The organism is Thermoanaerobacter sp. A7A (genome assembly GCF_000445185.1).
GTDB lineage: Bacteria > Bacillota > Thermoanaerobacteria > Thermoanaerobacterales > Thermoanaerobacteraceae > Thermoanaerobacter.
The window spans coordinates 41,189-67,729 of sequence record NZ_AVAF01000122.1 but is presented as its reverse complement, the minus strand read 5'-3'; the positions used below and the strand labels follow the sequence as shown (position 1 = coordinate 67,729).

Below are 26,541 nucleotides of genomic sequence, written 5' to 3'. Positions count from 1 at the left end.
TTCTTATATGGGTTCAAGCCCGCTATCCCCCAATAGAACGATTAATTTTTCCGGATCAAGGTAGCTTGGCTGTTTATTGTTCCAGTTATAGGCCTTTCTTAATTCTCTTATAGCCTTTGAGCGTCGTAATTGGTTAAAAGCAGCATCTCTCGCTGAAATAACTGATCCGCGTTCCCATCCTAACTCCTGGGCGAGTGCCTCTATTGTCTTTTCATAATAGAAAATGCCATATATCACACATTGCTCACGGGGAGGAAGCCTTTCTATTTCTTGTCGGACTATTATTTGCATATCATTTAGCTCGCAATAGCTGTATGTATCTGCAGTAGGATCCTCTATCGTATCGCCCAAAGTAAACGATTCATCATCTGACAATGGTGTCTCAAGTGAAATAGTTTCTACGTGTTTTTTTCTGAACCCTAACTCCTCAAGACAAACCTTTTGCACGCAATATCCCAAATATGAGGTAAATTTTAGGCCTTTTTCAGGTGTAAAATATTTCACCGCTTCTAAAACAACAAAATAGCCGCACTGCAGCAAATCATCTGGTTCCACTAAACTTTTTTTACATAGGGGGAAGTAGTGTTCTATTAGCTTGTAGAGTAGAGGTCTTACCGCCAAATATAATTTATTCAAGCTTTCAATATCTCCATGCGCGGCCATGGTTGCCAACTCCTCATTTGTCACTTGTAATAACCCCCTCTCCGTGATAGAATATTAAAAAAGATTGTGGATATTGGGCTAAAACGGAGCGGGAGCTGTTTTAAATGCTCTCGTTTTTATTTTTGCTTGTTAGCAACCATAGTCTTATTTCCCCTTTATTGATCGTGAATATAAATCAAGAACTTCGGCTCTCTTGAAACCTGCAAGGGCATCCCTCTTACCTTCGTTTCCCGGCGGGCTGACCGCTGGTTGCTGGTTATACCCGTCAAAATGCTTGCTATTGACTCCATTTATCGGTCCCTCCTCGTATTCATCATCCCATCGTCCCTGGTTCAGCCAGGTTGTTGGGTTCGGAATAAATCTGCCGTTTTCCCTTTGCCATTGCTCCGTTGCTTTAGCTTTACTTATGGCCGTCATGATTTTGTCAAACAGTTCCGCATCCGGCTTTACCTTTTTCCAGGCCGCCCAGGCCGCTTTCTTGCCTACCTTCTTTGGATAAGCCGCCCAGAACTCGTCAAACCTTCTTTCAACCAGGGTCTTGGAGGGCTGTTCGCAGGTTTCTTTTCCTGCTGCCATTCCGGCCATTTTTACCTCTTCAACCGTTAGGCTCTCGCCTGATCGAATATCTTTTTGTTCTGGGCCACTATCAGCATCAGTCGAAGTAATTACTGTTTTCTCTTCTTTACTTTCTTTTTTACTGTTCTTTTCTTTGCTTTGGGGATTAATGTCAGCATTATTACCGCTTGAATGGGGGTTATTGTTGACAATAACTAAGTTTTTGAATGCATTAACTTCCTCATCATCTAAAAGCAAGTATGCCGAGCTTATCTGAACTCTTTGTCTTCTATCTGCTGCCTTCAAATATCGCCTTTGGATACCGCGCGAAGTCAATACCTTGTGCTTTTCATATATGGATTTATCAAAGATGCCCCATTTTAAGCAATCGTTTATGATTTCATTAATTACATTAATGTCTACATTAACCCGCCTTGCAAATAGTAACTGTTCTTTCTCTGTCCATTCATAAAAATAACTGTTTTTATAAATTTTCATGAACAGCCTGATCACTACTCCAAAGCCTATTAATCCGTATCTTGCTTCAATAAGGGCTATTTTGTCGTCTTGATCCATATCCACATCGAGTGGGAAGTAATCTAATCCTTCTTTTTGAGGTCGGGCCATGCTCGCACCTCCAATCCTGGAGCTATTAATATGCTATCCATTTCCCTACCTCCCGCTTGACTGCTCTACAATAGTGAACAGCTCTTCAAATGGCAGGTTAAAGAAATCGCATATTGCTTTAGCTGTTCTCGGGCTTGTACCTTTTGCCTGTTCTACCCGAACAATGACAGAATGATTTACTCCAAGTTTTTTCGCCAGATCGGTTTTACTCAATCCGCGCTTTACCCTCTCCGTCTTTAATAATTTTGTATTTGCCACAATCATGGCATTTTGGCCTCCTTTACTTAAATATTGCCACATTTATAAGCACATATTATCACACTGCTCGTCTTTAGTCAATGGAATTTTGTTGACAAAAGTGTCACGTTGTATTATACTGAACACATCAGGTCACGTTTACACACAGAACGGAGGATATCAATGATAGATAAAATGCTCCTAAAACTTCGTGAAGAAATGGGAATATCACAAGAAATGGCTGCAAAAAGCTTGAATGTTTCCCGCTCCGCTCTTGGATATTATGAAAGGGGTGAGCGCCAGCCTGATGCTTCGTTTATTATCAAAGCCGCAGATTTTTTTGGTGTTACAGCGGACTATCTCCTGGGCAGATCGGACTATCGTTCAGTAGAAAATCAGGCAATAGCAAATACATTTGAACTTCCATTATCTGATAAGGCAATCGTTTTTTTGAAGTCCGTTCCGCCTGAGCTTCAGCCTACCCTTGACTTGTTACTCTCGGATCCAAACTTCGAGAACTTTCTGCTTGAAGTAATGACTTATATATATTCCGTGAAACATGGAGAAAGCTCGGAAAGTGTTGATATTATAAGCTATAAACTAAACCAGGAAATAAACAAGGCCGGCAGCTCCTATACTCCTCCGGAAATCGCAAAAATCATAAGTAGACTGCTTCCACGTCTGCAGCAAGCAAAAGTAATCGAAGCATTGGAGCGGCTTATTAATTCCATGGCAGAGCATGACAAGAGAGATTAATATATAAATCCAATTAAAAATAGTCCCGGCCTTAAGCGGCTGGGATTTTATGAAGGGAGGAGAAGTTATGGCTTCTATAAATGTTAACTGCAAATGTGGCAATCAATTTGTTACAGAAGAACCCACAGCGGATTCCGGTTTTACTGTCGAATGCCCTACTTGCGGTACCCGGCTCCGGATAAAGCCTCCAGGAATTTCCCGTAAACAGTTCAAACAGGCTACAGCTCCATCTGCTGCGGACCAAGTGGCCAATCGTATCAAAAAGTATGAAACAGTATCGGGCATCCTCTGGTTAATAATTGGTGTGGTCCAACTGGTACTTGTGTGGACTGCAGCTGCCGGTGTATGGAATATCATTAATGCGATTATGAGGCTGCGCTCTGTAAAGAGCATATACGCCGGCAATCCTGCGATCGTGCCCTGGTATGACAGCCGGCGCAATTGGTTAATTGCTTTTGCAATTGTGAACCTCGTCCTGGGAGGTGTGATTGGTGTTTTCTTGGTCGCATTCGATTGGTGGATGAGAGACTATGTTTTAAGGAATAGGACAGTATTTGAAGGGGCCCCCTCTCAATCGGCTTGATAAGATTTGCCCTGATGATATGCTACTGACTTTTTAGGAAGGGAGGCGGTTTGTTGCCAGTTTACAAAGATGAAGAGAGAAAAACGTGGTATGTCTGGTTCCGCTATAAAGACTGGGCCGGTGTCGTGCGTCAGCACAAAAAGAGAGGCTTTCAGAAGAGATCCGAAGCTGTCCAGTACGAGCGAGACTTTCTAAAAAAGCAAAGCGGCAGCTGTGACATGAGCTTCGGTTCTATGGTGGAGCTATACATGGAAGATTGTAAATCGCGGCTCCGCTCCACGACATACGAAAGTAAGAAGTACCTCATTGAGTCTAAAATACTTCCAACTTTTAAAGATTTACCTGTAAATGCTATAACAGCCGCTACGGTACGCAAATGGCAGAATGAGCTCCTGGATGATGACGCCGAGTATTCTCCAACATACCTCAAGACGATAAATAATCAGCTTTCGGCCATTTTCAATTTTGCCAAGCGCTATTATGGACTGAGTACCAATCCTGCAGCTGTCGCTGGATCTATCGGTAAAAAGAACGCCGAGGCTATGCAGTTCTGGACAAAAGATGAATTTCAGCTTTTTGTTGAAGCTGTTTCAGATAAGCCTGCATCGTATGCTATTTTTAACACCTTATTCTGGACCGGTATGCGCTCCGGAGAGCTCCTGGCCCTTACTCTGAATGATGTAAATTTTGAAGCTAAAACGATAAGCATAACAAAGAGCTACGCCAGGATCGGAGGAGAGGATGTGATCTCTCCTCCAAAAACTCCAAAGAGCCGCCGGGTAATAACTGTACCGGATTTCCTCCTGGATATCCTGAAGGATTACGCTGGCCGCCTGGTGGACTATGAGCCTTCGGACCGCCTTTTTGAATATACAAAGCACTACCTTCAAAGTGAAATGGACCGCGGTTGCAAGAAATCAGGGGTAAAAAAGATACGTGTTCATGACATCCGTCATTCCCACGCATCGTTATTGATTGAACTTGGTTTTTCCCCGCTGCTGATATCAGAGCGTCTTGGCCATGAAAATGTGGAGACCACTCTGGAAATATATGCCCACTTATACCCCAATAAGCACGGGGAAGTTTCCAGTAAACTGAACGAGTTATTTTCTCCTAATATTTGCCAAAAATCAGATAAAAATCCGGGTATTTTAGAATAATGCTTCCAAACTGCTACCACGAGCAAAAATTAAGCCTCTGAAACCCTTTATTTTACTGGGTTCAGAGGCATTTTAACGTCTATTCCCACTCTATAGTAGCAGGCGGTTTAGAAGTAATGTCGTAAAGTACTCGATTTATTCCCGGAACTTCATTAGTAATACTAGTAGATATACTTTCTAAAATTTCATAAGGAAGCTTTGTCCAATCTGCTGTCATTCCGTCGTAGCTATCTACTACCCTCAAAATTATGGCATAGGCGTAAGTTCTCTCATCTCCCATAACTCCAACACTTTTTATACCAGGCAAAATCGCGAAAGATTGCCATACTTTATTGTACCAGCCAAACTTTTTCATTTCTCTTAAAACTATACTGTCAGCTTGTCTCAAAATTTCCAACTTCTCTTCTGTAACCTCACCAAGGATTCGAACTGCTAATCCTGGTCCAGGGAAAGGTTGCCTATACAATATTTCCTCGGGGATTCCCAATTCTTTTCCTACTTGCCTTACTTCGTCTTTAAAAAGCATCCTCAAAGGTTCAATAAGTTCAAAACCTATATCTTCAGGCAAACCTCCAACATTGTGGTGACTTTTAATAGTAGAAGACACGCCATTGCCACTTTCTATTACATCAGGATACAAAGTACCCTGCACCAAAAATTTCACATCTCCTATCTTTAAAGCTTCTTCTTTAAAAACTTCTATAAAAACATTACCAATAATTTTTCTCTTTTCTTCTGGATCCGTAACTCCCTTAAGTCGTGACAAAAATCTATCCTTTGCATCTACCCGGATTATGTTCATGTCATAATTTTTTCTAAAAGTTTCAATAACCATATCTCCTTCGTTTTTCCTTAAAAGCCCTGTATCAACAAAAATGCACACCAATTGGTCGTGAATGGCTCTGTCTACTAAAACAGCAGCCACTGAAGAATCTACACCACCAGACAGAGCACATACAGCTTTGTGTTTTCCTACTTTCGCTTTTATTTCCTTTACTGTCTGCTCAATCAAAGAATCCATTGTCCAATCTGCCGCGCAATCACATACTTCAAAAAGGAAATTTCTTATAATCTCTGTTCCTCTATGAGTGTGTGAAACTTCAGGATGGAATTGAACCGCATACAATTTCTTTTCTACATTCGCAATCGCTGCGATAGGACAATTGTCAGTAGAGGCTACTACCTTAAAATCTGGAGGAGGAAGTTCTATGTGGTCAGTATGGCTCATCCAAACAACAGTGTCTCTTTCTATCCCTTTAAACAAAGGAATAGTATTATTTAAGACAATTTCTGTCTTGCCATATTCCTTCACAGGTGCTGGCGCAACTTTTCCGCCTAAAAGCTCTGTCATAAGTTGTGCACCATAACATATACCTAATACAGGATAGCCTAACTCAAAAATTTCCTTATCGCATTTAGGAGCATTTTTTGCATATACACTGGCAGGTCCTCCAGAAAGCACAATTCCCTTTGGCTCTTTTTTTCGTATCTCCTCTGGAGAAATATTGTAAGGAACAATCTCGCAAAAGACATTTGCTTCTCTTATTCTTCTCGCAATTAATTGTGTGTATTGGCCTCCAAAGTCTAAAACTAACACTACTTCCCGTTTAATCCCCATTAAAATCCTCCTCTTATCTCAAATTATAATTAGGAGCTTCCTTTGTAATAATTATATCATGAGGATGACTTTCAGTTAATCCTGCCTGCGTTATTTTTATAAATTTTGTTTTTGTCCTAAGTTCTTCAATATTGCGAACACCACAATATCCCATTCCTGCTCTTAAACCACCAACTAATTGATACACTGTCTCTTTTAAAGGTCCTTTATAAGGTACTCTCCCTTCTACCCCTTCTGGTACAAACTTCGTGACATCTTCTTGGAAATACCTATCTGAGCTTCCTTCTTTCATTGCTCCTAAAGAACCCATGCCTCTATAGACCTTATAGCTTCTTCCTTGATATATCTCTATTTCTCCGGGACTTTCTTCTGTTCCTGCAAAAAGGCTTCCCAGCATAACTACAGAAGCTCCCGCCGCAATGGCTTTTACGATGTCCCCCGAATACTTAATCCCTCCATCTGCAATTATAGGTATCCCATACTTGTCCGCTTCTTGAGCACAATCGTAAATAGCAGTAATTTGAGGAACTCCTACTCCAGCGATCACTCTCGTAGTACAGATTGACCCTGGGCCAATACCAACTTTTACACAATCTGCCCCTCTCTCTATTAAGTCTCTTGTGGCTTCAGCCGTAGCTACATTTCCTGCTATCAGCTGCAGGTCTGGATATTTTTCTTTTATCTTAGAGACAGCCTCCAAAACTCCTTTAGAATGACCGTGAGCTGTATCTATCACGATAGCGTCTACACCTGCTTCTACTAATGCTTTGACTCTATCCATCATGTCTTTCCCAACACCGACAGCAGCAGCCACTAAAAGTCTTCCCTTGCTGTCCTTTGCCGCATTAGGAAACTCAACTGCCTTTTCTATATCTTTTATGGTTATGAGCCCTTTTAAAACGTTGTTTTCATCTACTAACGGCAATTTTTCTATTTTATGTTTTTTTAGTATCTGTCTTGCTTCCTCTAAAGTGGTTCCAGGAGGAGCAGTTACCAAATTGTCTTTTGTCATAACTTCTCTTATAGGTTTATCCAAATCATCTTCAAATCTTATATCGCGATTAGTGATTATTCCTACAAGTTTCGAATCAACAGTGATAGGTACTCCAGATATTTTATACCTTGCCATAAGTTCAGCTGCATCTTTAATAGTATGGTCAGGAGTAAGAGAGAAAGGGTCCGTTATGACACCATGCTCTGACCTTTTGACTTTGTCAACTTCTAAAGCTTGTCTTTCAATAGACATGTTTTTGTGAATTACACCTATGCCGCCTTCCCTTGCTATAGCAATCGCAAGTTTGGATTCTGTAACAGTGTCCATTCCAGCACTCATTAAAGGAATGTTTAAAGTAATTTTTTTAGTAAGCTTTGTCTTTAAATCTACATCCTTAGGAAGCACATCGGATTTAGCAGGAATTAAAAGAACATCGTCAAAAGTTAAACCTTCTTTAACAAACTTTTCCTCCATACTTACATCTCCCTTTTTAGTTTTATTATAACATATTATTAGCAAAATCTTTTTGAACGTCATACAATTTACACAATTAACTTATAGTCCTTTATAAATTAAAAGCCTGAGGGCAGAATTTCCTCAGGCCAAAAAGGCAACAACAAATTCCACCCATAGTAAAGCAGTTTACGGCTGCTTTGTAGAAACTCCCGTGCCATATTCACGGGATTATATGAGTTCCTCTATTAACACTATTAACTTGTTAAATGAATAATTTATTATTCAATATAACAAATTTACATGTCTATGTCAACAGTACAAAAAATACAATTCAACTTCTCAATTGTAATGAACTACAACGAGTTATCCTTTATCCCTCCAGCTAGTTTTGGGGTTGTCCCTGAACCATATAAAATATTCCAAAAGAAAATAATTGAATGACCTCCCAAAAGGGAGGTCAAATTTTTCATGTTATCATTTAATTTTCATTTTAGGAAGTCTTATCGTGAAAATGGTGCGCCCGAGAGGACTCGAACCTCCGGCACGCAGTTTAGGAAACTGCTGCTCTATCCTGCTGAGCTACGGGCGCTCAAAAACTTGCTACAAAAGTATTTTATCAGACAATTTCAAAGCTGTCAAGGCTAAAACTTAAAAGGGCTAAGCTTTCGCTCAGCCCTTTTTATCACATCATATCCATTCCTGCTCCGGGATTTGGCATTGCTGTATTCTTCTCTGGGATATCTACCACTACTGCTTCTGTCGTGAGTATCATTGAAGCAATCGATGCAGCATTTTGCAAAGCTGTCCTTGTAACCTTTGTTGGGTCTACAATACCTGCTTTGAACATGTCTGTAAATTCTTCCTTGTAAGCATCATATCCGAAGTTTGGATCTTTAGCAGCTTTTATTTTTTCTACTATTACAGAACCGTCAACACCAGCATTTGCTGCAATTTGTCTTACGGGTTCTTCTAATGCCCTTAAAACTATCTTCGCACCTGTCTTGAAGTCGCCATCTAAGGAATCAACTACTTTTTGCACATCTTCTATTACATTGAGAAGTGCAATACCGCCACCAGGCACTATACCTTCCTCCACTGCTGCTTTTGTAGCCGCCAATGCGTCTTCAATTCTGTGTTTCTTTTCTTTAAGCTCTGTCTCAGTTGCAGCACCAGCTTGAATGACAGCTACACCACCCGCCAATTTTGCCAGTCTTTCTTGTAATTTTTCTCTATCATAATCAGAAGTAGTTTCCTCAATTTGAGCCTTAATTTGATTTACTCTCTTCTTAATTTCTGCAGCATCGCCTGCTCCGCCTACAATTGTGGTATTCTCTTTTGTAACTTTTACTTGTCTTGCGCGGCCAAGCATATCTAATCTTACATCTTTTAAGTCATAACCTAATTCTTCTGAAATTACTTGACCACCTGTCAGTATTGCTATATCTTGTAGCATTTCTTTTCTTCTGTCACCAAAGCCAGGAGCTTTTACCGCTACACACGTAAATGTACCTCTTAATTTGTTGACAACTAATGTTGCCAATGCTTCACCTTCTACATCATCAGCTATAATAAGAAGTTTCTTACCGTGTTGCACTACTTGCTCCAAGAGTGGCAACAAATCTTGGATATTTGAAAGTTTCTTATCTGTTATGAGTATAACAGGCTCTTCTAATACTGCTTCCATTTTTTCAGCATCAGTTACCATGTATGGAGAAATATATCCTCTGTCAAATTGCATTCCTTCAACAACCTCAAGGGTTGTACCTAAAGTCTTTGATTCTTCAACCGTTATAACTCCATCTTTACCTACTTTGTCCATTGCTTCTGCAATGAGATTACCTATTTCTTCATCAGCAGCAGAGATAGAAGCAACATGGGCAATTGATTCTTTATTATCAATAGGTTTAGATATCCTCTTTAACCCCTCAACTGCAGCATCTACAGCCTTCGCAATACCTCTTCTTAAAAGCATTGGGTTAGCTCCCGCAGCAAGGTTCTTGAGTCCCTCACGAACCATTGCCTGAGCTAAAAGCGTTGCAGTCGTTGTACCATCACCGGCAACATCATTAGTTTTTGTAGCTACTTCCTTCAAAAGTTGCGCACCTTGATTTTCAAAGGGATCCTCTAATTCAATTTCTCTTGCAATAGTAACACCGTCATTTGTAACCGTAGGGGAACCATATTTTTTGTCCAATACTACATTACGACCCCTTGGTCCTAATGTAACTTTTACAGTATCCGCAACTGCATTAACTCCTCTTTCTAATGCTCTTCTTGCTTCCTCTCCATATTTGATTTGTTTTGCCATTTTCAACTACCTCCTTATTCTATAATTGCTAGAATATCGCTTTCTCTTAAAAGTAGATATTCTTCACCATCTAACTTAACTTCTGTTCCCGCATACTTGGAGAAGATTACTCTATCACCGACTTTTACTTCTAATTCTACTTTTTTACCGTCTATGTATTCCCCTGTTCCTACTGCAACTACTTCACCTTGTTGTGGTTTTTCTTTTGCTGTACCTGGTAAAATAACTCCGCCTTTTGTAACTTCTTCTGCCTGGATTACTTTGACCACAACTCTGTCTCCGAGTGGTTTTAATCTCATATACTTTATCCCTCCTCCTTCATTTATTAGCACTCAACTTATGTGAGTGCTAATCCCAATCTTTATATTAATTTAAGTGGTAAAACATATCAAACTTTATTATAGCCTATTTTAGGCCATATATTCTGATTATCTATGATTTTACCCAAATATTATGATTTTATGCCATTATTTATCGATTTAGACTATGTTTCTGTATCTTGTATTTAAAAATAAAAAATACAGGGAAAATATTTATTCCCCTTTACCTTCAGATTTAACTAATCCTTGTTGTTTAAGATAATTAATCATATTATACATATACTGCTGCTGTTCCTTTGTCAACATAGATTTGAGATTGTCTATAATTGCTACCTGCTGGTCAGATAATCCTTGAGGTAATGAATTGTTTTCTTCTTTCTCTAATTGTTCCTCTGTTTCTTTTTTATTGGTATCTAAAATTTTATCTCCTTCCTCTATTTTCGATATTTCCTCTTTATCTTCTATTCTTTCTATTTCCTCTTTATTTTCTTCTGCTTTTTGTTCTTCTTCCTCCATACTCCTAGTAGAAGATTGTAATTGTTTTTTCTCCTCTTTCATGCTGTTCATAATACCCTCTGCTTTGTTTAATACTTCCAACAATTTTATCTTCTTTGCCAGCTTATCAGTTTCTTCTAACTTTTCTTCAGGAATTATAGGCCTTAGGGCCTCATAAATATCAATTATTTTGTCGAAAATATTGTCTTTATCTTCTTCTTTTGAATATTTCTCCATTTTTTCTTGCAAATTCTTCAACGCTTCATGAAATTTTAAAAACTTATCTATCACAATTTTTTTATCTTCCGTTATGTAGGGTTTTATCGCTTTCAAAATTCCTATTTTATCTACTTCTATTTTTTCTGCCACTTCAATTTTTTCTTCTGAAAGGCTCATCAATTTTTTTTGTATTTCAATTATTTCGGCAATTTTAGAGAAAATATCTACATAATATTGGTCTCTCTTGTTTAGATAAGGCTTTACGCTACCTACAAAATCTTTTCCCTTTGTTATCACTTCGTACACATCTATTGAAGTTTTTTTATTTTCCTGCGGTGAAGATAATTCATCTTTATCTTCTTCTGTAACTTCTTCTTTTTCTCTTTCCTTTTCTATACCCATTACCTGAAATCTCACAAATGCTACTATCAAAAGTTCTACAGCAAGTATTTTTAATAAAATCTCCTTTTGCAAAACAAATTCCCCCTATTTTTAATCTCTTACTAAATATATGTAAGGGGTTAGTCTATTATTATAGACCACCCCTATTTTTTGTCTAATTTTTTTCCCAAATAATTATTCCTGGAACAAATAGAAGTATTAAAATTATTATTATGAAAATCCAAAACCAACCTCCGACAAATCCTATTCCTTTTTCTTCGGGCATAAATACTACCTCCCTTCAGATAGGTAAATAATAGGGAAATAAATTTTTTATCTTTAGCTAATATATAATACGTAATTTCAAGAATTTGTGTTACCAAAATTAATGCCTGTTAATGACCACAAAAATCGCTTTGCTTTTTTTCGCGGTTTTTCTTCCTGCAAAATTACAAGTATTAAAAAGAAGAACAGTAGACTTTCAAGCTCAAATCTTACATCCAACAGCAAGGTTAAAATTACAAAGAAGAACAACAGAGTATCTCCAGTAAAAGACATATATTATCACTCCACACGCATCAAATTTTCTAAGTAAACAAGGCTCTATCGCAGGATAGAGCCCTTTCAAATTACTTGAGTTCATTGAAAAACCAGCCTAATCCGCCATCCATTATTATTACAAGGAGTATGAAGAAGAACAGCAATGTCTCTAAAGACCATGTTACATTAAGCCAGCCTCCACCAAGCGCTAATACAAGTATCAAGAAGAAAAACAACAAATTGCTTTCGCCAAAAACTGAACTTGTTCCTGCCATATTGATCCCCCTTTAAGCAATTTTTAACACCTAATCAAGCTTTTGGTTCTTCAACGATAATTCCTGGGATAAACAAGAAAATCAACAGTATGATGATTATGATCCAAAACCACCCAAATCCTGCTCCGCTTTTATCTACTGGCATAAATAATTTTCCTCCTTTCAAGTTTCATCCTTTTCTATGTGGGTCTTTAAAGACCTACTACATAATATGACATAACTTTGTATGGTGACACTTTTTTTAATTTCCACTAACAAATTTTTATATTTCACATATTGTGTTAATAGCATGAAAGGAGGTATGCTAATGAATCTAATTCCATTATTTGCTTTTTCTAAAATAGCAAAGGAAATTTATGTCTCAAATAAAATTGATAAAAGGCTTTTAAAAAAAGCATTATATCTAAGAAGTGAATGTGTTCCTGTAATTTTGTATTCCCATTTACCTTATGACATTTTAAAAGAAAAAATCGAAAAAATAGGAGGAAGCATAAAATTTGAACTACCAATTATAAAAGCCTGGTCAGTAAATTTACCTTGTGATAAATTAAAAAATTTTGCTACATTAAAAGGAATTCATTTTATAGCAGAAGACTCCGCCGTTAAGTTGCAGCTTAATATTGCCACTCAAGAAATCGCCTCTCGAAAAGTTAACGACTTAGGCTACACCGGTAAAGGAGTAACAATTGCCTTTTTAGATACTGGAATATATCCTCACCCTGATTTTACCAAGCCTAAAAACCGCATAGTGGCATTTCACGATGTAGTAAATGGAAAAAAACAACCTTACGATGACAATGGCCATGGCACTCATGTAGCTGGGGACGCTGCTGGAAATGGATATGCTTCTAATGGCAAGTACAAAGGCGTAGCTCCAGAAGCTAATATAGTAGCAGTAAAAGTATTAGATGCCTATGGTAGAGGTTTATCCTCTGACATCCTTGCTGGAATGCAATGGATTTTAGACAATAAAGATAAATACAATATACGGATAATTTCTCTATCAATAGGTGAAACTCCATCTCTTCCTACTTTCTTAGATCCTTTGGTAAGAGGAGTAGATACTCTTTGGAGAAATGGATTAGTAGTAACTGTTGCAGCTGGAAACTCAGGTCCTAATTACAACACAATAACTTCTCCTGGCACCAGTAAAAATGTCATAACTGTAGGAGCAGTAGATGACAAAAGAACCTCCGACATAAGTGATGACGAAATAGCTCAATTTTCTGGAAGAGGTTCGCCTTATCTATACAAACCAGACATAGTAGCACCAGGTGTAAAAATAGTCTCTACTGCCTCAGAAAATATACCTTTTGGTGCAGATGAAATTACGATAAATAAAGCATATAGAACAGCAACAGGGACTTCTATGGCGACTCCAATGGCAGCAGGAGCAGCAGCTCTACTCCTTGAAAAAAATCCTAATTTGACTAATGTACAAATAAAAAATATTTTAAAATCGACAGCAATAAAAATTGACGATGCAGGTCTATGGACACAAGGCAGTGGAATGATAAATATAGAAGAGGCATTAAAAAAAGTATGAGGGGGTTAACCCCTTATTTTAATGACCTATGTCCTAGTCCAATTGCCACTTCATTTAAGTTTAGCATCCCTACAGCAAAAAACACACAAACACAAAGATGCTCATCAGCATAGGCAATGCCTATTTTTCCACCTACATTAAGTCCCATAGCTTTGTTCATGACTTGTATAGCAGCCTCATGCGCAGCTCCTGCTACAGCTCCTTCTGCAGCGTGTGTGTCTTCTATAATTCCTTCTCTTTTAGCCGCTACTACCGCTCTTTCAATAATTTTAGATATAGAATTTACGTATTCTCCACCATAGTCAACAGCTGCAACTTTTACTCCTTGTTTCCAATATTTGTTTTTTAGTATTTCTTCCTCTTCTCTTGTAGACATGGCCATTTTTACAGCAATTCTGGCTACATCGATGCTTTTTAGTAGTTTCATATCCGCACCGCCTAAAATCCTTTTATAATGTTTAGTAAAATCTGATAAAAAATGGGTATAAAAATAGTCGGTAATAAATTCCCTACTTTTATATTTTTAATCTCTAACATATTCAAAGAAATGGCAAATATCAATACTCCGCCCACAGCCGTCATGTCATCCACAACTGCTTTTGTCAAAAGCCCTTGCAGAAAAGACGCTCCCAGCGAAATAGACCCTTGATATAAAAACACAGAAACAGCTGAAAAAACAACACCTATTCCAAAAGTGGAAGCAAAAATTATTGAGGAAATTCCATCTAGAACAGATTTAGCAAATAATATACTGTGGTCTCCAGAAAGTCCATCTTTTAAAGCACCTACAATTGCCATAGCACCAATGCAGTATACCAAACTTGCTGTCACAAAACCTTTGCTAATTGTAGAACTGTTATCTTTACTTAATTTTTTTTGCAATGTATCTCCAAACTTATTTAAATATTCTTCAATATTTAAGGCTTCTCCTATAATACCACCTATTACAAGGCTCACGATCACTACCATTAAATTATTAAATTGAAGGCCACTAGAAATCCCTATTATCATCACACTTAAGGCGACACCCTGCATGACTATATTTTTAAACCTTTCCGGAATTCCTACTTTAAGAAAAGTGCCAATAGTACCACCCACAATTATTGCAATTGAATTTACAACAGTTCCTAACATTTATTTCTTCCTTTCGTTAAAAATTTTTTTCCCCATCTCCCTACCATAATAGAATAAATACTGTTGAGCAAAACCAGACAAATCTCCAAACTTATCTATCGCAAATAACTGAATCTCTAAAGGAGTTCCTTCTCTTTTCAAATACAAATATTCAACAATCCTTTTTATCCATACATCTGTAGGAAAAGTGTCATATCTCCCTATTGAATACAAAATGACACAATCTGCAACTTTAGGACCCACTCCGTTTATATTCATAAGAATATCTTTTATGTCATTAGTGCTGTATTCAAACAATTTTAAAAGATCTATTTCTCCAGAAAAAACTTTAGAAGCCGCGTCCAATATATATTTCGCTCTAAAACCGCATTTTGTCTTGGCAATCGTCTCAACATCAAACATAACTAATTCTTCTGCTTTAGGAAAAGTGTAATAGATTTTTCCTTTGTACTCAATTGGCTCTCCAAAGGAACTGGCAAGATTTTCTATAACTTTTTTTATTTGGGGTATTCTATTATTTTGTGAGATTATAAAAGAGACTAGAGTTTCCCATGTATCTTGGCGCAAAATCCTTATACCTTGCCCATATTGAATTGCTTCTTTTAATATGGGATCTCTTGAAAGATTTTCTTTTATTTGCTTATAATCCCTTCCCAAATCAAAATAGTCAAACCAAATGTCATAAAAGTCATTTAAATCTGTATTGTCAATTATCAACATGTCTTCTTCCAATTTCACGTTTATGACTCTATCGTAAGCAATTCCTGTATAGCTCCCATCCTCTTCTTCATTCCATCTAAAACACTGTCCACATTCAAAAGTCTCTTTAAGGTTAAAATCTTCAATCCCCCTTACAATTACCTTTGTCCCCTTTTCTTCCACACTATATTTCATCTTCCTCACCCACATTGAGTTTATTTACTTACTAACTATCATATTTCTCTATCCTGTTAATTATTATTATATAATTTTTTCTGTACAAAAAAAAGCCGAAAATCGGCTTTTTTTCTCAAATAAGTGTAGAGATATTTACCACTTAGAAAATAATTGTAAGAGTATTGAAGAAAAAAACACCATAAAAAGAATAGAGTCTGCCCCTATAGAGAGACCTATTATTTTAAGAATTTAAAATATCTCTCGCAACATCATTCCTTATATCTGTGATAAATGGTATCCCAGTTTCCCTTTCAGTTTCCCTGTTGGCCGAAGCAATATCTTCTCTTGAAATTGCTTTGAGAGAAAACTTTCTTGCTCCCGCCATCAGCTGTTGCAAACCTGCAGCCAATTTATCCGCTAAAGTCCATACGGCTATAGCTCCATAAGGTATATTTTTCATTTCATTTTCTCCCACTTTCTTTTTCACCTCATAGTAACCTGCGAAAATTTCCTCTGCTTTGAGGCCAAGCTGAGAAACCGTCGGCGGCAAGCTGTCCCAATTTCCATTTACCTTGCCTTTCCTTTCCGGATGCAGTACCCCTTCTATATTCGAACCTACAAAGGCTGGTATCATTAATGCTCTTCCCATGCAAACTAACTTTGTAAATGGTGCTCCCAGCGCAAGGGCTTTAAAAATATGGTCTTCTCTTGCAAAACCACCGGCAAAGGCCATATCAACCACTTTCTGCCCTTTATTTGCGAGGATTGATGCGTACTCATATGCTTTCGAATGCAGAAGTATAGACGGTACACCCCATGTCTGCATCATATTCCACGGACTCATGCCAGTTCCGCCGCCTGAACCATCGATTGTGAGCAAATCAAGTTTTGCTTCGGTAGCAAATTTTATAGCCATAGCTAAACTATCCATACTATAAGAGCCGGTTTTTAATGTGATTTTTTTATACCCGATTTTTCGTAAATACTCTACGGTTTTCATAAATTCTTCCCTCACTTCTTCAGGGGAAGATAGATGAGTATATCCGAGTCTACTGTGCCTTGCAAAAGATTTTACAGCACCGTTTTTAAATCCTTCAACAATTTCAGGCTTTTCTGGATCAGGATCGACAATGTAACCCCTCTTTTTTAAGAAAGTAGCATATTCAATATCCTTAACTTGAATTTCGCCACCAATACTTTTTGCACCCTGTCCCCATTTAAGCTCTATTATTACCTTATCAGCGTACTTTTCAATAACATATTCTGCCACACCGTTCCTTAAGTCTTCTACATTCACCTGGACAATAATAGCACCATATCCATCAAAATAACGAAGATAAGTATTTATTCTTCTGTCTAGTTCCGGTGCCTTTTTAATTCTGCCATTTTCTATTACTGCCTCCTTATCAATACCTGCCACATTTTCGCCTATTACTATCGGAAAGCCTACAAGAGCCGCACCTATAGCTAATGGGTCCCAGTACTTTGCTGCAATAAAAGTCGACCCGAGAGCACCAGTCATAATAGGAATTCTTGATTTTGTTTTTTCTTCACTACCAAATTCAGTTTCAATATTTACATTTGGGAATATGCAGTCATCAGAAGAATTGGAAATATTTTGACCTAACCCATAAGCACCGTAATTATATCCCATTATCCTCAATGAATTGTAAGATACGCCAATGGACGTTGTGTTGCTGCTTCCAGCTGTTACCATACCAAAATCTCTAGGGTACAACATTTTTCTGCCCAGAAGACTAGAAAGCCAGGTTTCGCACTTTCCCTGGCAATCCGCCATGCAAAGTGTGCACAAGCCGGATTCCGCTGGATTTCCTCTGTTTACTGTTCCTAGTACATCATTTGATTTTGACCATATGGTCATTGCAATTACCTCCTGTTCAATATTTTGTGATTAGTTTTAAAATCTAATTTTTTCGCTAAATTAAGTTGTTTTAATGTTATTTCTAAATAAAGGTTCGTATAATAATGCATTTAAATGCATTTTATCACATTTTTTTCTTTTGTGAAAGTTTTTTTATTGTAAGTTTTCTATTTTTTTTAATCATTTTAAAAAATATACCCGTTTATGGGTATATTTTACATAATATTCTAATTGTTATACCATTTCTTATATCATTTGTAAATGTTACAAGATATTTTCTGCATAATAATTCATATTTTTGATACATTATACTAATTACTTTTTATTTCTCAAATATTCATCTATAGCTTTTGCCGCCTGTTTACCTGCTCCCATCGCAAGTATTACAGTAGCAGCTCCAGTTACCGCATCTCCTCCAGCAAAAACGCCAGGCTTTGAAGTTTTACCTGTCTCATCGGCTATAATTCCACCCCACCTCTGTACATCAATATCCTTTGTGGTGGAAGGAATCAAATTATTAGGACTTGTGCCTAATGCCATAATCACTGTATCTACTTCTATGGTAAATTCAGACCCCGGTATTTCAATAGGTCTCCTTCTTCCTGAGCTATCAGGCTCACCTAATTCCATTCTTATTACATCCATGCTTTTTACCCATCCATCTTCTGTTCCATTTATCCTTATTGGGTTAGCTAAAAACTCAAATTTTATCCCTTCTTCAATAGCATGCTCTATCTCCTCCGCCCTTGCTGGCATCTCCTCTTTTGAACGCCTGTATACTACTATTACCTCTTCTACTCCTTCAAGCCTTAATGCAGAACGAGCAGCATCCATTGCAACGTTTCCTCCACCTATTACAGCTACTCTTTTACCTACTGCAATAGGTGTATCATATTCAGGGAATTTATACGCCTTCATGAGATTTATTCTTGTCAAAAATTCATTAGCAGAATAAACGCCGTTCAAATTCTTGCCCGGAATATCCATTAACTTAGGAAGTCCAGCACCTGTGCCAACAAATACTGCTTCAAAGCCTTCTTCCTCCATTAATTGGTCAATCGTAACTGTCCTTCCTACAACCACGTTTGTCTCAAACTTTGCTCCTAATTTCTTTACTCTTTCTATTTCTGCTTCCACAATTCTCTTTGGCAACCTAAACTCAGGAATACCATAAGTTAAAACTCCTCCCAGAGCATGCAAAGCTTCAAAAATCGTGACATCATAACCCATTTTCAAAAGGTCCCCTGCACAGGTAAGCCCTGCAGGACCGCCACCTATTATAGCTACTTTTTTGTTCTTTTTCTCCGGTTTTACTTCTTCTTCAACATTATTTTCAAGGGCGTAATCAGCTGCAAATCTCTCTAACCTTCCAATAGCGATAGGCTTGCCAATCTTATTTAACACACAATTCTTCTCGCACTGCTCCTCTTGAGGACACACTCTTCCGCAAACAGCAGGTAAACTATTTGTACTTTTTATTATTTTATAAGCTTCCTCAAATTCTTTTTTTGTAATAGCCTTTATAAACTCTGGTATTCTAACATGGACAGGGCACCCGGCCACACAAGTAGGTTTCGGGCATTGAATACACCTGGAAGCCTCTAGAATTGCTTCCTCCTCTGTATAACCCAGTGCTACTTCATTAAAATTCTTTATCCTTTCTTTTGGATCTTGCTCTTTCATAGGAACTCTATCTTTAACGGCCATGGTGACCACCTCCATGTTCATAAAGTTCTAATGATAGTTTTTCTTGTTGTTTAAACATATTAAGCCTTGTCATGGCTAAGTCAAAATTCACAAGATGACCATCAAAAATTGGACCATCCATACATACAAATTTTGTCTCACCGCCAACCTCAATTCTACAAGCGCCGCACATCCCTGTTCCATCTACCATCAATGGGTTCATACTGACTATAGTTGGTATATTGTATTCTTTGGTCATCTTGCAAACATTTTTCATCATTATGACAGGACCAACTGTAATAATATAATCTATTTCTTTGTCATTTTCCAATACTTCTTTCAATACATCTGTCACAAAGCCCTTTTTTCCTAGAGTACCATCGTCTGTAGCATAATATACTTTGTCACAGACAGCCTCCATTTCTTTCTTGAAAATTACATATTCTTCACTTCTACCGCCAAGAATCGCTTCAACTTTATAACCTTCTTGATGTAGCACTTTTAATTTAGGATAAAGGGCAGGTATACCTACACCACCGCCAACACCTAATATTTTTTTAGCATCTTTGGGAACTTCCATAGAATTCCCTAAAGGCCCTACAAAATCCAAAATATAATCTCCTTCATTGAGAGTACCCAATAGCTTCGTCGATTTCCCAACTTCTTGAAATACAATTGTAACTGTTCCCTTTTCCGGGTCATAATCTGCAATAGTAAGAGGAATCCTTTCCCCTTTATCATAAATTCTAATAATGACAAACTGACCAGGTTTTGCACTCTTCGCAACTCTTGGCGCTTCAATATCCATGAGTTTGACTACAGGATTTAATACCTCTCTTCTCACGATTTTGTACATATCACACACCCTTTTCTCTAATATTTGTTTTTTCTATATGCAGATTTTTTACATAAATGTCCATTTGCAGGACATTTATGGCCGTCATATACTCCAATTGTTTTTTTATATTTTTCATAGCTTCTTTTAATACAGGGATAATTTTGTACCCATACCTCATTGTAACGTCTACTTTTAAAATTATACCTTCAGGCCTTTTTTCTGTCAAAACTTTATTAACTTTGTAAACTTCATTAAATAAAATAAGTTCATGAGCCACTATTGAATTTATAACACTTTCAGAAATGGTATATTTACCTAAATAACTATAATTAGGCCTTACAATGGTTTTTTCAAAATACCCTTTGTTATTCCTCCTAAAAATCCTGAGAGGGTCCAAAAAATAGCCTGAGAACTGCTTTTTAACTTCGAAAGTTGGAACAGGGATAACATGTTTTCCTTCTAACAAGCGTTTTTCACGGGCTATTTCAATCTGTTTAGGTGGGACTACATCTTCAATATATATCCTTACACTCACTGGCGGAAGCCCTAACTTTTCAGCTATAGCATCCACCATTTTATCAGAAGTGCCTATTATAAGGATTTTATCAGGTTTCGCTTCTTCAATAGCTTTTTTTACTTCCTCTACATGCGTAGGATCAGTAAATAATGCTCTTTTTATCGCTCCAATTTTTGTAGCCTCTTTTTTAGCAGAAACCCCAGCAATAATGTTATTACCTTTTATTAAAATTCCATCATCAATGATATATCTGATGCCATACTTGCCAGCAATAAAAGAAGCATGATGGCTTTTTCCCGTCCCACTTTCTCCAACTAAAGAATAAACCTTCAACAGAGCAACCTCCTAAATAGCAATCTGAAAACCAACCAATAATCTTTTGAATTGTTTTACAATATTAATTATACGGTTTTATATAAATTTTTCAATCACAAAAAATAGTATTGCTTCAACATGTTATCGAAAAAATTAGCAATATATACCCCCCTATCCTATACCCCTACAAAGCTTATTATAACTTTCTTACTATTTTAAAGTCAAGACTATCCCCTTAAATCTCTTTCATCAATTCTATTATTTAAGCAAAAATTATACCAATAATTTCTTAAAATACTAAAATAAAAAGTGCCGAAAACTCGGCACAAAATCAATTTAAATCTATGTAAAAACTCAGGAAAATGTTGAAACCCACGAGGGAAGGGTAGAAAAGATCTTTGAGATGTATTACTTTTTCAACAAAACATCAGGAACTTGCGGCTTATAAAACCAGCCGATGCAAGCAGAAGTTACAAGTCCCAATGTGCCTATAAATGTAAGCAGCGTTCCTAATAGTGATAGTGGGTTAATTTTTTTCATTCACTTCACCTCCCACTCATCTTTATTTAATTATACAACATTTAAAAAGCTTTGTGTGGATTTCGGAACGAAAGTGTCATTTTAGGGAACGAAAATGCATTTTTTGCCTAAATATATCCAAATATTTACACAAAATCTCATTTTTTTATGTAATAAATACAATTTATTCCTTTAAAAACCATTAATTTTTTGTATAAAAATATATTCTTTGCTTAGATTTACATAAAAAGGCTGAAAAAAATAAAAAAATTTTTTTATATCCCTGCTTTTTTAAACAACGTATCTGCAATTTTTACTATAGTTTCTCCTAATGTAGTCCTCATAACAGCTTGTAGTGTAAAACCTATAGATACTAAAAACAATATTTTAATATAGACTATTGAATTGGCGAAAAATAAAAAAATATTTATACCAACTAAACTCAGAATTATAACCCTGTAAAATTTATTATCCTTCACTATCGCTAAAACTATAAAATATAACAATAGGCTTGTAAAAACTTTAAATTCTAAAGGAAAATGTATATCTACAAATTTTGCTAAAGCAGCAAAAGGTATGAAATAAACTGCCGTAAAAGTTACACATCTATTATAGGTTGAACAATGAGCTCCTCCTGTATTTATTCTCAAAAAAAAAGCAGAAAGCATTATTACTACAGTGTAAAAGCCAAACCCCAATATTAAAGAAATAGCATAAACTAAAGTAAATTCAATTATTACCCCTAAAATTAAGCTTATACCATATTGTATTTTTGCCATTTCAATATCCGTTAAATTTTGCGTTTTAAACAGTCTTTGTGTTAACCTCTCAGCTAACTTTTCGATATTAATTTTAATCACCCTCCAAAGAAAATTTGGGAATTTCTACAATAACGTCAAAATAACCTCCATCGGTTTGTACTTCTATTTCACCGCTATACTTTTCTACTATATTTCTGACAATATACAATCCTTCTCCTCTGCCTCTACCCTCTTTTGTAGAAAACCCTTCTTCAAAAAAGATGGATGGTTTTACATTTGTTTGAAAATTATATCTATTCTTTATGTGAAATATGTAATCTATTGGGTCTTCTTTCATCTCTATAATTATGTATTTATCTTTTTCCATTTCATCACAAGCCTCTATTGCATTGTCTATTAAATTTCCTAAAACCGAAACTAAATTAAGCACGTGTTTTTTGCTGCACTGGATTTGTGTATCACATTTAAAATCCACTTCAATATCTTTACTCTTAGCATTACTTATTTTCGAATAAAGCAATATATCAATTTCATTTACACCTGTGTTTATCGTCACTAAATTTTTATCAATTTCTTCCATATATGAAGACAAATAATTCTCCAGTTCACTATATCTTTTTTCCTTGACTAATTCAGAAATAATTATCAAGTGATTTTTAATATCATGGTGATTTTGCCTATAGATGCGATTTTGCTCTTCTATGTATTTAAATCTAATACTATTTATCAAAAATTGACGTTCTTCTTTATTTTTAGCATACAGCTCTCTTAACACAAAAATAGAAAACCCATTCAATATAAAAATTAAAATTCCTATGAAAATCCTAAACAACTCTTGATTTTTTGGCTGAAATACATCAAGACTTTTCATAAAATTGTTGTTTACTAGTATTACTATCAATACCATTTGCACTACATAAATCATCATCGCATTTTTGTAACTATCCTTAAACATAAAACCTCTTCCAATCTAACTATGATTTGTAAATAGCTTTTACTCTCCTCCTAAATTCTTCATACAATTCTTTAGAGAGATAAGCCTTATAATTTGAACCTTTAAGACGTATCTCAAAGGAAGTCCTATTGTTATCTTTCAACAGCTCAACTTTAAAGAGGTTCACTAGAAAAGATCGATTTGTTCTAAAAAACATGCTACTATCTAACAATTCCTCTATTTCTTTTAAAGAATAATCACATATAAATTTTTCTTTTTGGGTATAAACTATGCTCCTTTTTTTACTGGCTTGAACACAATAAATTTCCTTTGGATTGATAAGCTTTACTCCATCTTCCGTCTTAAAAGGGATGACATTTTCTACTTCCAAAAGTTTTTTCTTTATCCTATCCAAAGTTTCTCTCAGCCTCTTCTCATCAAGAGGCTTCTCAATATAATCAGAAGCATAAAGTCTCACAGCATCTTTTATGTATTCCTCAAAGGACGTAATAAAAATTATTTCCAAAAAAGGCATGTATTCTCTAATCTTTTTCGCCACCTCAATGCCCGATATTCCTGGTAATCCTATATCTAAAATAGCAACGTCCGGTTTAATTTTAATTAATGCTTCTAATGCGTCATTTCCGTCTCCTGTAGAATATTCAACACTTACGCCTTCCATTGTTAAAAGAATTTTTATGAGTTCTTTTTTAAAATTTATATCGTCTTCTGCAATAACTATTCTTAACATATAAATTCATCTCCCAATGCATTACTCTGTAAATAAATAAAGTTTATATTTGCGTATAGCAAAAGAAATCAAAATTGCTGTTAATAATTGGGGTAAAAAACACACAAATCGTAAGACATAGTCCTTCAATAAAATTACAGGATCTATATCAAATAAAAATTGAATTGCCGTAACATTTAGATATTCTATTATTAAATAAATGGAGACGGATAAAATAACGCTCATCATGCCTTTAAAAAAGTCCATAACTTTAAATACCAAAAACAAAATCATTAATACCCCGATATAAAGTATAACATTTATAATATAACTACTGACCAATGGCCTTATAAAGTACAATATGATTCCAGTAAGTAAGCTTATATACAAAATCTCTTTTGGCTTAAACTTTACTCCCCCTAAACCAAAAGCAATACTTATTATAACTGCTGCCTCTGGCACTGAAAACAAAAATACTTCCCAAATCGTCAACTTATCCATTTTTCTCGCCTTTCTACTTTACATAATCTCAAATATAATTGTAATTTTTATTAATTATGATGTCAATTAAAATTAAAAAAACTGACAAGAGGACCAACATAAGCCTCTTATCAGTTTTCATTTTATACATATTCTTTTGCCTTTTCTTCACCGTTTAAAACTCTCAAAGCCCCTTGAGCTAAAGCTAGCATTTCCTCTTCTCCCGGATATACATAAATAGATGCTATAAAATTTACTCTATCTTTTATAAGTGTTACAAATTCCCCACTATATGTCTTATTTAATAAAGTCGCGTTTTATTGTAAAGTTCCTCAAACATTTTGTTTATTTCTTCAAGTTCACTATTCGCATTTTCTATAAGTTTATATAGATTCACATTTGTATTCTTTATTTCTTTCATATTTTTATCAATTTTGTAACTTATTTCTTTAAGTTTTATAAGTACATTGTTTATAGATTCTACAGAGTCTTTGGTTGACATAGATAATTTCCTTATTTCATTTGCAACTATTGTAAACCCTTTGCCACTCTCACCAACTCTCGCAGCTTCTATTGCCGCATTTAAGCCCAATAAATTTGTTTCTGAAGAGATATGTTTAATAAAGTCTATAAGCTCGTCAGTAGATTGAGCATTATTTTTTGCATATTCTGCAAGCTTTGAGGCTTCATCGCTTATTTCAGATACATTTTTTGAAATTAGAAATATCTCTTGTATCATAGAGTGAATCTGCTGCAATGAAGAAAACACTTTTTCAGTTATATTTGCTATCTCATCCTGTTTTGCTGTCGATTGAAATATACTTACTCCTCCTGTTATTACACCGTTTTCTCTCAGCGGAAATGCTATAGCAATATATGGGAAACCATACACTTCGCTTCCCACTCTTCTAACAATACGTTTTCCACTTTTTATTGCTTCATATATAGCGGTACCCTCTTTTAAAGGATCTCCTACCTTTATGTTATGATTAATTTTTTTACCAGGTAAATATAATACGCATTCATTAATATCACATATTGATATACCTAGATCCTCTGTTGTCATTATATTAATAAAAGGTGCTATTTTTTTAAACGCATCAATAAGGGTCATTTCATCACCCCATATTATTCACCAAGATATGCACTGCTTAATATATAAAAGCTGATGCAGCCATAGAAAATCCTACTCCTGAACCTACAAAAACAATTAGGTCTCCTCTCTTTATCCTATTATTTTTTACTGCATCATCTAAAGCCATAGGAAGACAAGCTGAACCAGTATAGCCGTACTTTTCCATAATAGTAGTTGCTTTTGACCGGTCAAGCCCTAATGTATCCATAACCTCTAATATTACCGACTTATTTATCTGAGTAAAGAAAATATGATCAATATCTTCAACTTTATAACCCGCTCTTTCCACAACTTCCTTTACAAGAGGAGGCCACATTTTAAGGTTTCTATCTGGAGGAAGAGGCTTGAAAGATGTCAAAAGCTGGTCTTTAGGATTGTCTTTTTTAAATGGATTTTTTGCACCACCATCATATATACCTAGAAAATCATATTGGGTACCATCTCCTATGAATTTGGATGCTAAAAACCCGGCATTTTCTTCTGTTGAAGTAAGTACAACCGCTCCACCACCATCCGCAAATATGGCCGAAAGTCCGGGTGTATTATAGTCAATAAATTTGCTCATGTTATATGCACCAATAACTAAGACTTTATTTAATGAATCATCAGCCATAATCATTTTTGATGCAACTGCAAGAGAGCCTGCAAATCCAGCGCAAGAAGCATTTATATCAAAAAAGCCAGCATTTATTGCTCCAAGCCTTCCTTGTACAATTGCAGAAGTTGGAGGAGTAATATACTCGGGAGTATCTGTGGCTAAAATTATCAAATCAATATCCTTCGGTGATACATTTGCCATTTCAAGGGCTCTTTTAGCTGCTTCATATGCAAGGTCTGCAGTACTTTCATCCGATCCAGTTATATATCTTTGCAGTATTCCAACCTTTTTTTCAAAATTTATGCTTATCGGTTCTCCTATTCTTTTTGACAGTTCTTCATTTGTTATCAAATTTTTTGGGTGATAACTTCCTACTCCTATGATTCGCGCTCTTCTCATATAT

The 26,541-nt window shown here is 36.0% G+C and carries 28 protein-coding genes, 1 tRNA gene, 1 pseudogene and 1 riboswitch; of the genes and pseudogenes, 4 read left to right on the top strand and 26 right to left on the bottom strand.

The annotated features are described in order from the left end of the window. Positions 1 to 3 precede the first annotated feature (3 nt). The 3 genes from M663_RS0109300 to M663_RS14720 form a co-directional block, all read right to left on the bottom strand. A complete protein-coding gene (locus M663_RS0109300) occupies positions 4 to 687 on the bottom strand; it encodes a sigma-70 family RNA polymerase sigma factor (protein ID WP_029688714.1) in 684 nt (227 codons plus the stop codon). Between the two features lie 120 nt (positions 688 to 807). Beyond that, entirely contained in the window at positions 808 to 1,845 is a 1,038-nt protein-coding gene (locus tag M663_RS15490; protein WP_273702683.1) for a DUF4373 domain-containing protein, read from the bottom strand. A 45-nt stretch (positions 1,846 to 1,890) separates the two neighbouring features. Beyond that, complete coding sequence (locus M663_RS14720; RefSeq protein WP_042805288.1) at positions 1,891 to 2,109, bottom strand: helix-turn-helix transcriptional regulator; 219 nt, start codon at positions 2,107 to 2,109, stop codon at positions 1,891 to 1,893. A 156-nt stretch (positions 2,110 to 2,265) separates the two neighbouring features. On the opposite strand from M663_RS14720, the gene M663_RS15485 reads away from it, so the two are divergent. From M663_RS15485 to M663_RS0109275, 3 genes are all read left to right on the top strand, one after another. Then, positions 2,266 to 2,838 carry a helix-turn-helix domain-containing protein gene (locus M663_RS15485; protein ID WP_273702682.1) on the top strand — a complete coding sequence of 191 codons (573 nt, stop codon included), beginning with the start codon at positions 2,266 to 2,268 and terminating at the stop codon, positions 2,836 to 2,838. 67 nt (positions 2,839 to 2,905) lie between these two features. Beyond that, positions 2,906 to 3,421, top strand: coding sequence for a hypothetical protein (locus M663_RS0109280; protein WP_029688711.1), 516 nt, complete (start codon positions 2,906 to 2,908; stop codon positions 3,419 to 3,421). Between the two features lie 53 nt (positions 3,422 to 3,474). Beyond that, positions 3,475 to 4,581, top strand: coding sequence for a site-specific integrase (locus tag M663_RS0109275; protein ID WP_029688710.1), 1,107 nt, complete (start codon positions 3,475 to 3,477; stop codon positions 4,579 to 4,581). A 79-nt stretch (positions 4,582 to 4,660) separates the two neighbouring features. On the opposite strand, the gene guaA is transcribed toward M663_RS0109275, so the two are convergent. The 8 genes from guaA to M663_RS0109230 form a co-directional block, all read right to left on the bottom strand. After that, positions 4,661 to 6,199 (bottom strand): glutamine-hydrolyzing GMP synthase, encoded by a 1,539-nt coding sequence (guaA, locus tag M663_RS0109270; RefSeq protein ID WP_029688709.1) that lies wholly within the window; start codon positions 6,197 to 6,199, stop codon positions 4,661 to 4,663. A gap of 13 nt (positions 6,200 to 6,212) precedes the next feature. Then, positions 6,213 to 7,667 carry an IMP dehydrogenase gene (gene guaB, locus M663_RS0109265; protein ID WP_003866815.1) on the bottom strand — a complete coding sequence of 485 codons (1,455 nt, stop codon included), beginning with the start codon at positions 7,665 to 7,667 and terminating at the stop codon, positions 6,213 to 6,215. Positions 7,668 to 7,803: 136 nt separating this feature from the next. Next, a riboswitch (purine riboswitch) is annotated at positions 7,804 to 7,905 on the bottom strand. 256 nt (positions 7,906 to 8,161) lie between these two features. Continuing rightward, a tRNA-Arg gene (locus M663_RS0109260) sits at positions 8,162 to 8,238 on the bottom strand. Positions 8,239 to 8,331: 93 nt separating this feature from the next. Next, entirely contained in the window at positions 8,332 to 9,957 is a 1,626-nt protein-coding gene (gene groL, locus M663_RS0109255; protein WP_029688708.1) for a chaperonin GroEL, read from the bottom strand. A gap of 14 nt (positions 9,958 to 9,971) precedes the next feature. Beyond that, positions 9,972 to 10,256: a co-chaperone GroES gene (gene groES / locus M663_RS0109250; protein ID WP_003870514.1), complete on the bottom strand. Its 285-nt coding sequence runs from the start codon at positions 10,254 to 10,256 to the stop codon at positions 9,972 to 9,974. Between the two features lie 234 nt (positions 10,257 to 10,490). Further along, a complete protein-coding gene (locus M663_RS0109245; protein WP_029688707.1) occupies positions 10,491 to 11,465 on the bottom strand; it encodes a hypothetical protein in 975 nt (324 codons plus the stop codon). A 270-nt stretch (positions 11,466 to 11,735) separates the two neighbouring features. Beyond that, a complete protein-coding gene (locus M663_RS0109235; RefSeq protein ID WP_029688706.1) occupies positions 11,736 to 11,930 on the bottom strand; it encodes a hypothetical protein in 195 nt (64 codons plus the stop codon). Positions 11,931 to 12,001: 71 nt separating this feature from the next. Then, positions 12,002 to 12,187, bottom strand: a complete 186-nt coding sequence (locus M663_RS0109230; protein WP_003869358.1) for a hypothetical protein — start codon at positions 12,185 to 12,187, stop codon at positions 12,002 to 12,004. A 307-nt stretch (positions 12,188 to 12,494) separates the two neighbouring features. Between M663_RS0109230 and M663_RS0109220 the strand changes: the two genes are divergently transcribed. Then, the gene (locus tag M663_RS0109220; RefSeq protein WP_029688705.1) at positions 12,495 to 13,733 is read left to right on the top strand and encodes a S8 family peptidase; all 1,239 of its coding nucleotides are present in this window, start codon (positions 12,495 to 12,497) and stop codon (positions 13,731 to 13,733) included. A 13-nt stretch (positions 13,734 to 13,746) separates the two neighbouring features. On the opposite strand, the gene M663_RS0109215 is transcribed toward M663_RS0109220, so the two are convergent. The 15 genes and pseudogenes from M663_RS0109215 to M663_RS0109150 all read right to left on the bottom strand — a co-directional run bounded on the left by M663_RS0109215 (position 13,747) and on the right by M663_RS0109150 (position 26,537). Next, a complete protein-coding gene (locus tag M663_RS0109215) occupies positions 13,747 to 14,160 on the bottom strand; it encodes a HutP family protein (RefSeq protein ID WP_003866824.1) in 414 nt (137 codons plus the stop codon). Between the two features lie 11 nt (positions 14,161 to 14,171). Next, entirely contained in the window at positions 14,172 to 14,867 is a 696-nt protein-coding gene (locus M663_RS0109210; protein ID WP_029688704.1) for a DUF554 domain-containing protein, read from the bottom strand. Next, positions 14,868 to 15,761 carry a DNA glycosylase gene (locus M663_RS0109205; RefSeq protein WP_029688703.1) on the bottom strand — a complete coding sequence of 298 codons (894 nt, stop codon included), beginning with the start codon at positions 15,759 to 15,761 and terminating at the stop codon, positions 14,868 to 14,870. 223 nt (positions 15,762 to 15,984) lie between these two features. Beyond that, complete coding sequence (locus tag M663_RS0109200; protein WP_029688702.1) at positions 15,985 to 17,625, bottom strand: glutamate synthase-related protein; 1,641 nt, start codon at positions 17,623 to 17,625, stop codon at positions 15,985 to 15,987. 315 nt (positions 17,626 to 17,940) lie between these two features. Further along, a complete protein-coding gene (gene gltA, locus M663_RS0109195; RefSeq protein WP_029688701.1) occupies positions 17,941 to 19,332 on the bottom strand; it encodes an NADPH-dependent glutamate synthase in 1,392 nt (463 codons plus the stop codon). Then, on the bottom strand, positions 19,322 to 20,167 hold the full coding sequence (locus M663_RS0109190) for a sulfide/dihydroorotate dehydrogenase-like FAD/NAD-binding protein (RefSeq protein ID WP_029688700.1): 846 nt from the start codon (positions 20,165 to 20,167) through the stop codon (positions 19,322 to 19,324). Before M663_RS0109190 ends, gltA begins: the two co-directional genes overlap by 11 nt. Position 20,168: 1 nt before the next feature. Beyond that, a complete protein-coding gene (locus tag M663_RS0109185) occupies positions 20,169 to 20,999 on the bottom strand; it encodes an Asp23/Gls24 family envelope stress response protein (protein WP_029688699.1) in 831 nt (276 codons plus the stop codon). Between the two features lie 390 nt (positions 21,000 to 21,389). Further along, positions 21,390 to 21,521 carry a cyclic lactone autoinducer peptide gene (locus tag M663_RS15480; protein ID WP_003866832.1) on the bottom strand — a complete coding sequence of 44 codons (132 nt, stop codon included), beginning with the start codon at positions 21,519 to 21,521 and terminating at the stop codon, positions 21,390 to 21,392. A gap of 254 nt (positions 21,522 to 21,775) precedes the next feature. Then, positions 21,776 to 22,360, bottom strand: coding sequence for an accessory gene regulator B family protein (locus M663_RS0109175; RefSeq protein WP_004400741.1), 585 nt, complete (start codon positions 22,358 to 22,360; stop codon positions 21,776 to 21,778). Beyond that, positions 22,353 to 23,216: a GHKL domain-containing protein gene (locus M663_RS0109170; protein WP_003866834.1), complete on the bottom strand. Its 864-nt coding sequence runs from the start codon at positions 23,214 to 23,216 to the stop codon at positions 22,353 to 22,355. Before M663_RS0109170 ends, M663_RS0109175 begins: the two co-directional genes overlap by 8 nt. Positions 23,217 to 23,235: 19 nt before the next feature. Continuing rightward, positions 23,236 to 23,946 (bottom strand): LytTR family DNA-binding domain-containing protein, encoded by a 711-nt coding sequence (locus M663_RS0109165; RefSeq protein WP_003866835.1) that lies wholly within the window; start codon positions 23,944 to 23,946, stop codon positions 23,236 to 23,238. Positions 23,947 to 23,967: 21 nt separating this feature from the next. Then, positions 23,968 to 24,426 (bottom strand): hypothetical protein, encoded by a 459-nt coding sequence (locus M663_RS0109160; RefSeq protein WP_029688698.1) that lies wholly within the window; start codon positions 24,424 to 24,426, stop codon positions 23,968 to 23,970. A 122-nt stretch (positions 24,427 to 24,548) separates the two neighbouring features. Further along, positions 24,549 to 24,698: pseudogene (locus tag M663_RS15865) on the bottom strand (butyrate kinase); the annotation flags it as partial. 8 nt (positions 24,699 to 24,706) lie between these two features. Continuing rightward, a complete protein-coding gene (locus M663_RS0109155; protein WP_029688697.1) occupies positions 24,707 to 25,519 on the bottom strand; it encodes a methyl-accepting chemotaxis protein in 813 nt (270 codons plus the stop codon). 37 nt (positions 25,520 to 25,556) lie between these two features. Then, positions 25,557 to 26,537: a ketoacyl-ACP synthase III gene (locus tag M663_RS0109150; protein ID WP_029688696.1), complete on the bottom strand. Its 981-nt coding sequence runs from the start codon at positions 26,535 to 26,537 to the stop codon at positions 25,557 to 25,559. Positions 26,538 to 26,541 lie beyond the last annotated feature (4 nt).

Bases quoted from the DNA above. Each gene is read 5' to 3' on its own strand.
- groL (WP_029688708.1), bottom strand. From the start codon at position 9,957: ATGGCAAAACAAATCAAATATGGAGAGGAAGCAAGAAGAGCATTAGAA.
- M663_RS0109190 (WP_029688700.1), bottom strand. From the start codon at position 20,167: ATGTACAAAATCGTGAGAAGAGAGGTATTAAATCCTGTAGTCAAACTC.
- M663_RS0109280 (WP_029688711.1), top strand. From the start codon at position 2,906: ATGGCTTCTATAAATGTTAACTGCAAATGTGGCAATCAATTTGTTACA.
- M663_RS15485 (WP_273702682.1), top strand. From the start codon at position 2,266: ATGATAGATAAAATGCTCCTAAAACTTCGTGAAGAAATGGGAATATCA.
- guaB (WP_003866815.1), bottom strand. From the start codon at position 7,667: ATGGAGGAAAAGTTTGTTAAAGAAGGTTTAACTTTTGACGATGTTCTT.
- M663_RS0109170 (WP_003866834.1), bottom strand. From the start codon at position 23,216: ATGTTTAAGGATAGTTACAAAAATGCGATGATGATTTATGTAGTGCAA.
- M663_RS0109200 (WP_029688702.1), bottom strand. From the start codon at position 17,625: ATGACCATATGGTCAAAATCAAATGATGTACTAGGAACAGTAAACAGA.
- M663_RS15480 (WP_003866832.1), bottom strand. From the start codon at position 21,521: ATGAAAAAAATTAACCCACTATCACTATTAGGAACGCTGCTTACATTT.
- M663_RS15490 (WP_273702683.1), bottom strand. From the start codon at position 1,845: ATGGCCCGACCTCAAAAAGAAGGATTAGATTACTTCCCACTCGATGTG.
- gltA (WP_029688701.1), bottom strand. From the start codon at position 19,332: ATGGCCGTTAAAGATAGAGTTCCTATGAAAGAGCAAGATCCAAAAGAA.
- M663_RS0109160 (WP_029688698.1), bottom strand. From the start codon at position 24,426: ATGGATAAGTTGACGATTTGGGAAGTATTTTTGTTTTCAGTGCCAGAG.
- guaA (WP_029688709.1), bottom strand. From the start codon at position 6,199: ATGGGGATTAAACGGGAAGTAGTGTTAGTTTTAGACTTTGGAGGCCAA.
- M663_RS14720 (WP_042805288.1), bottom strand. From the start codon at position 2,109: ATGATTGTGGCAAATACAAAATTATTAAAGACGGAGAGGGTAAAGCGC.
- M663_RS0109230 (WP_003869358.1), bottom strand. From the start codon at position 12,187: ATGGCAGGAACAAGTTCAGTTTTTGGCGAAAGCAATTTGTTGTTTTTC.
- M663_RS0109215 (WP_003866824.1), bottom strand. From the start codon at position 14,160: ATGAAACTACTAAAAAGCATCGATGTAGCCAGAATTGCTGTAAAAATG.
- M663_RS0109235 (WP_029688706.1), bottom strand. From the start codon at position 11,930: ATGTCTTTTACTGGAGATACTCTGTTGTTCTTCTTTGTAATTTTAACC.
- M663_RS0109205 (WP_029688703.1), bottom strand. From the start codon at position 15,761: ATGAAATATAGTGTGGAAGAAAAGGGGACAAAGGTAATTGTAAGGGGG.
- M663_RS0109165 (WP_003866835.1), bottom strand. From the start codon at position 23,946: ATGTTAAGAATAGTTATTGCAGAAGACGATATAAATTTTAAAAAAGAA.
- M663_RS0109210 (WP_029688704.1), bottom strand. From the start codon at position 14,867: ATGTTAGGAACTGTTGTAAATTCAATTGCAATAATTGTGGGTGGTACT.
- M663_RS0109155 (WP_029688697.1), bottom strand. From the start codon at position 25,519: ATGACCCTTATTGATGCGTTTAAAAAAATAGCACCTTTTATTAATATA.
- groES (WP_003870514.1), bottom strand. From the start codon at position 10,256: ATGAGATTAAAACCACTCGGAGACAGAGTTGTGGTCAAAGTAATCCAG.
- M663_RS0109150 (WP_029688696.1), bottom strand. From the start codon at position 26,537: ATGAGAAGAGCGCGAATCATAGGAGTAGGAAGTTATCACCCAAAAAAT.
- M663_RS0109220 (WP_029688705.1), top strand. From the start codon at position 12,495: ATGAATCTAATTCCATTATTTGCTTTTTCTAAAATAGCAAAGGAAATT.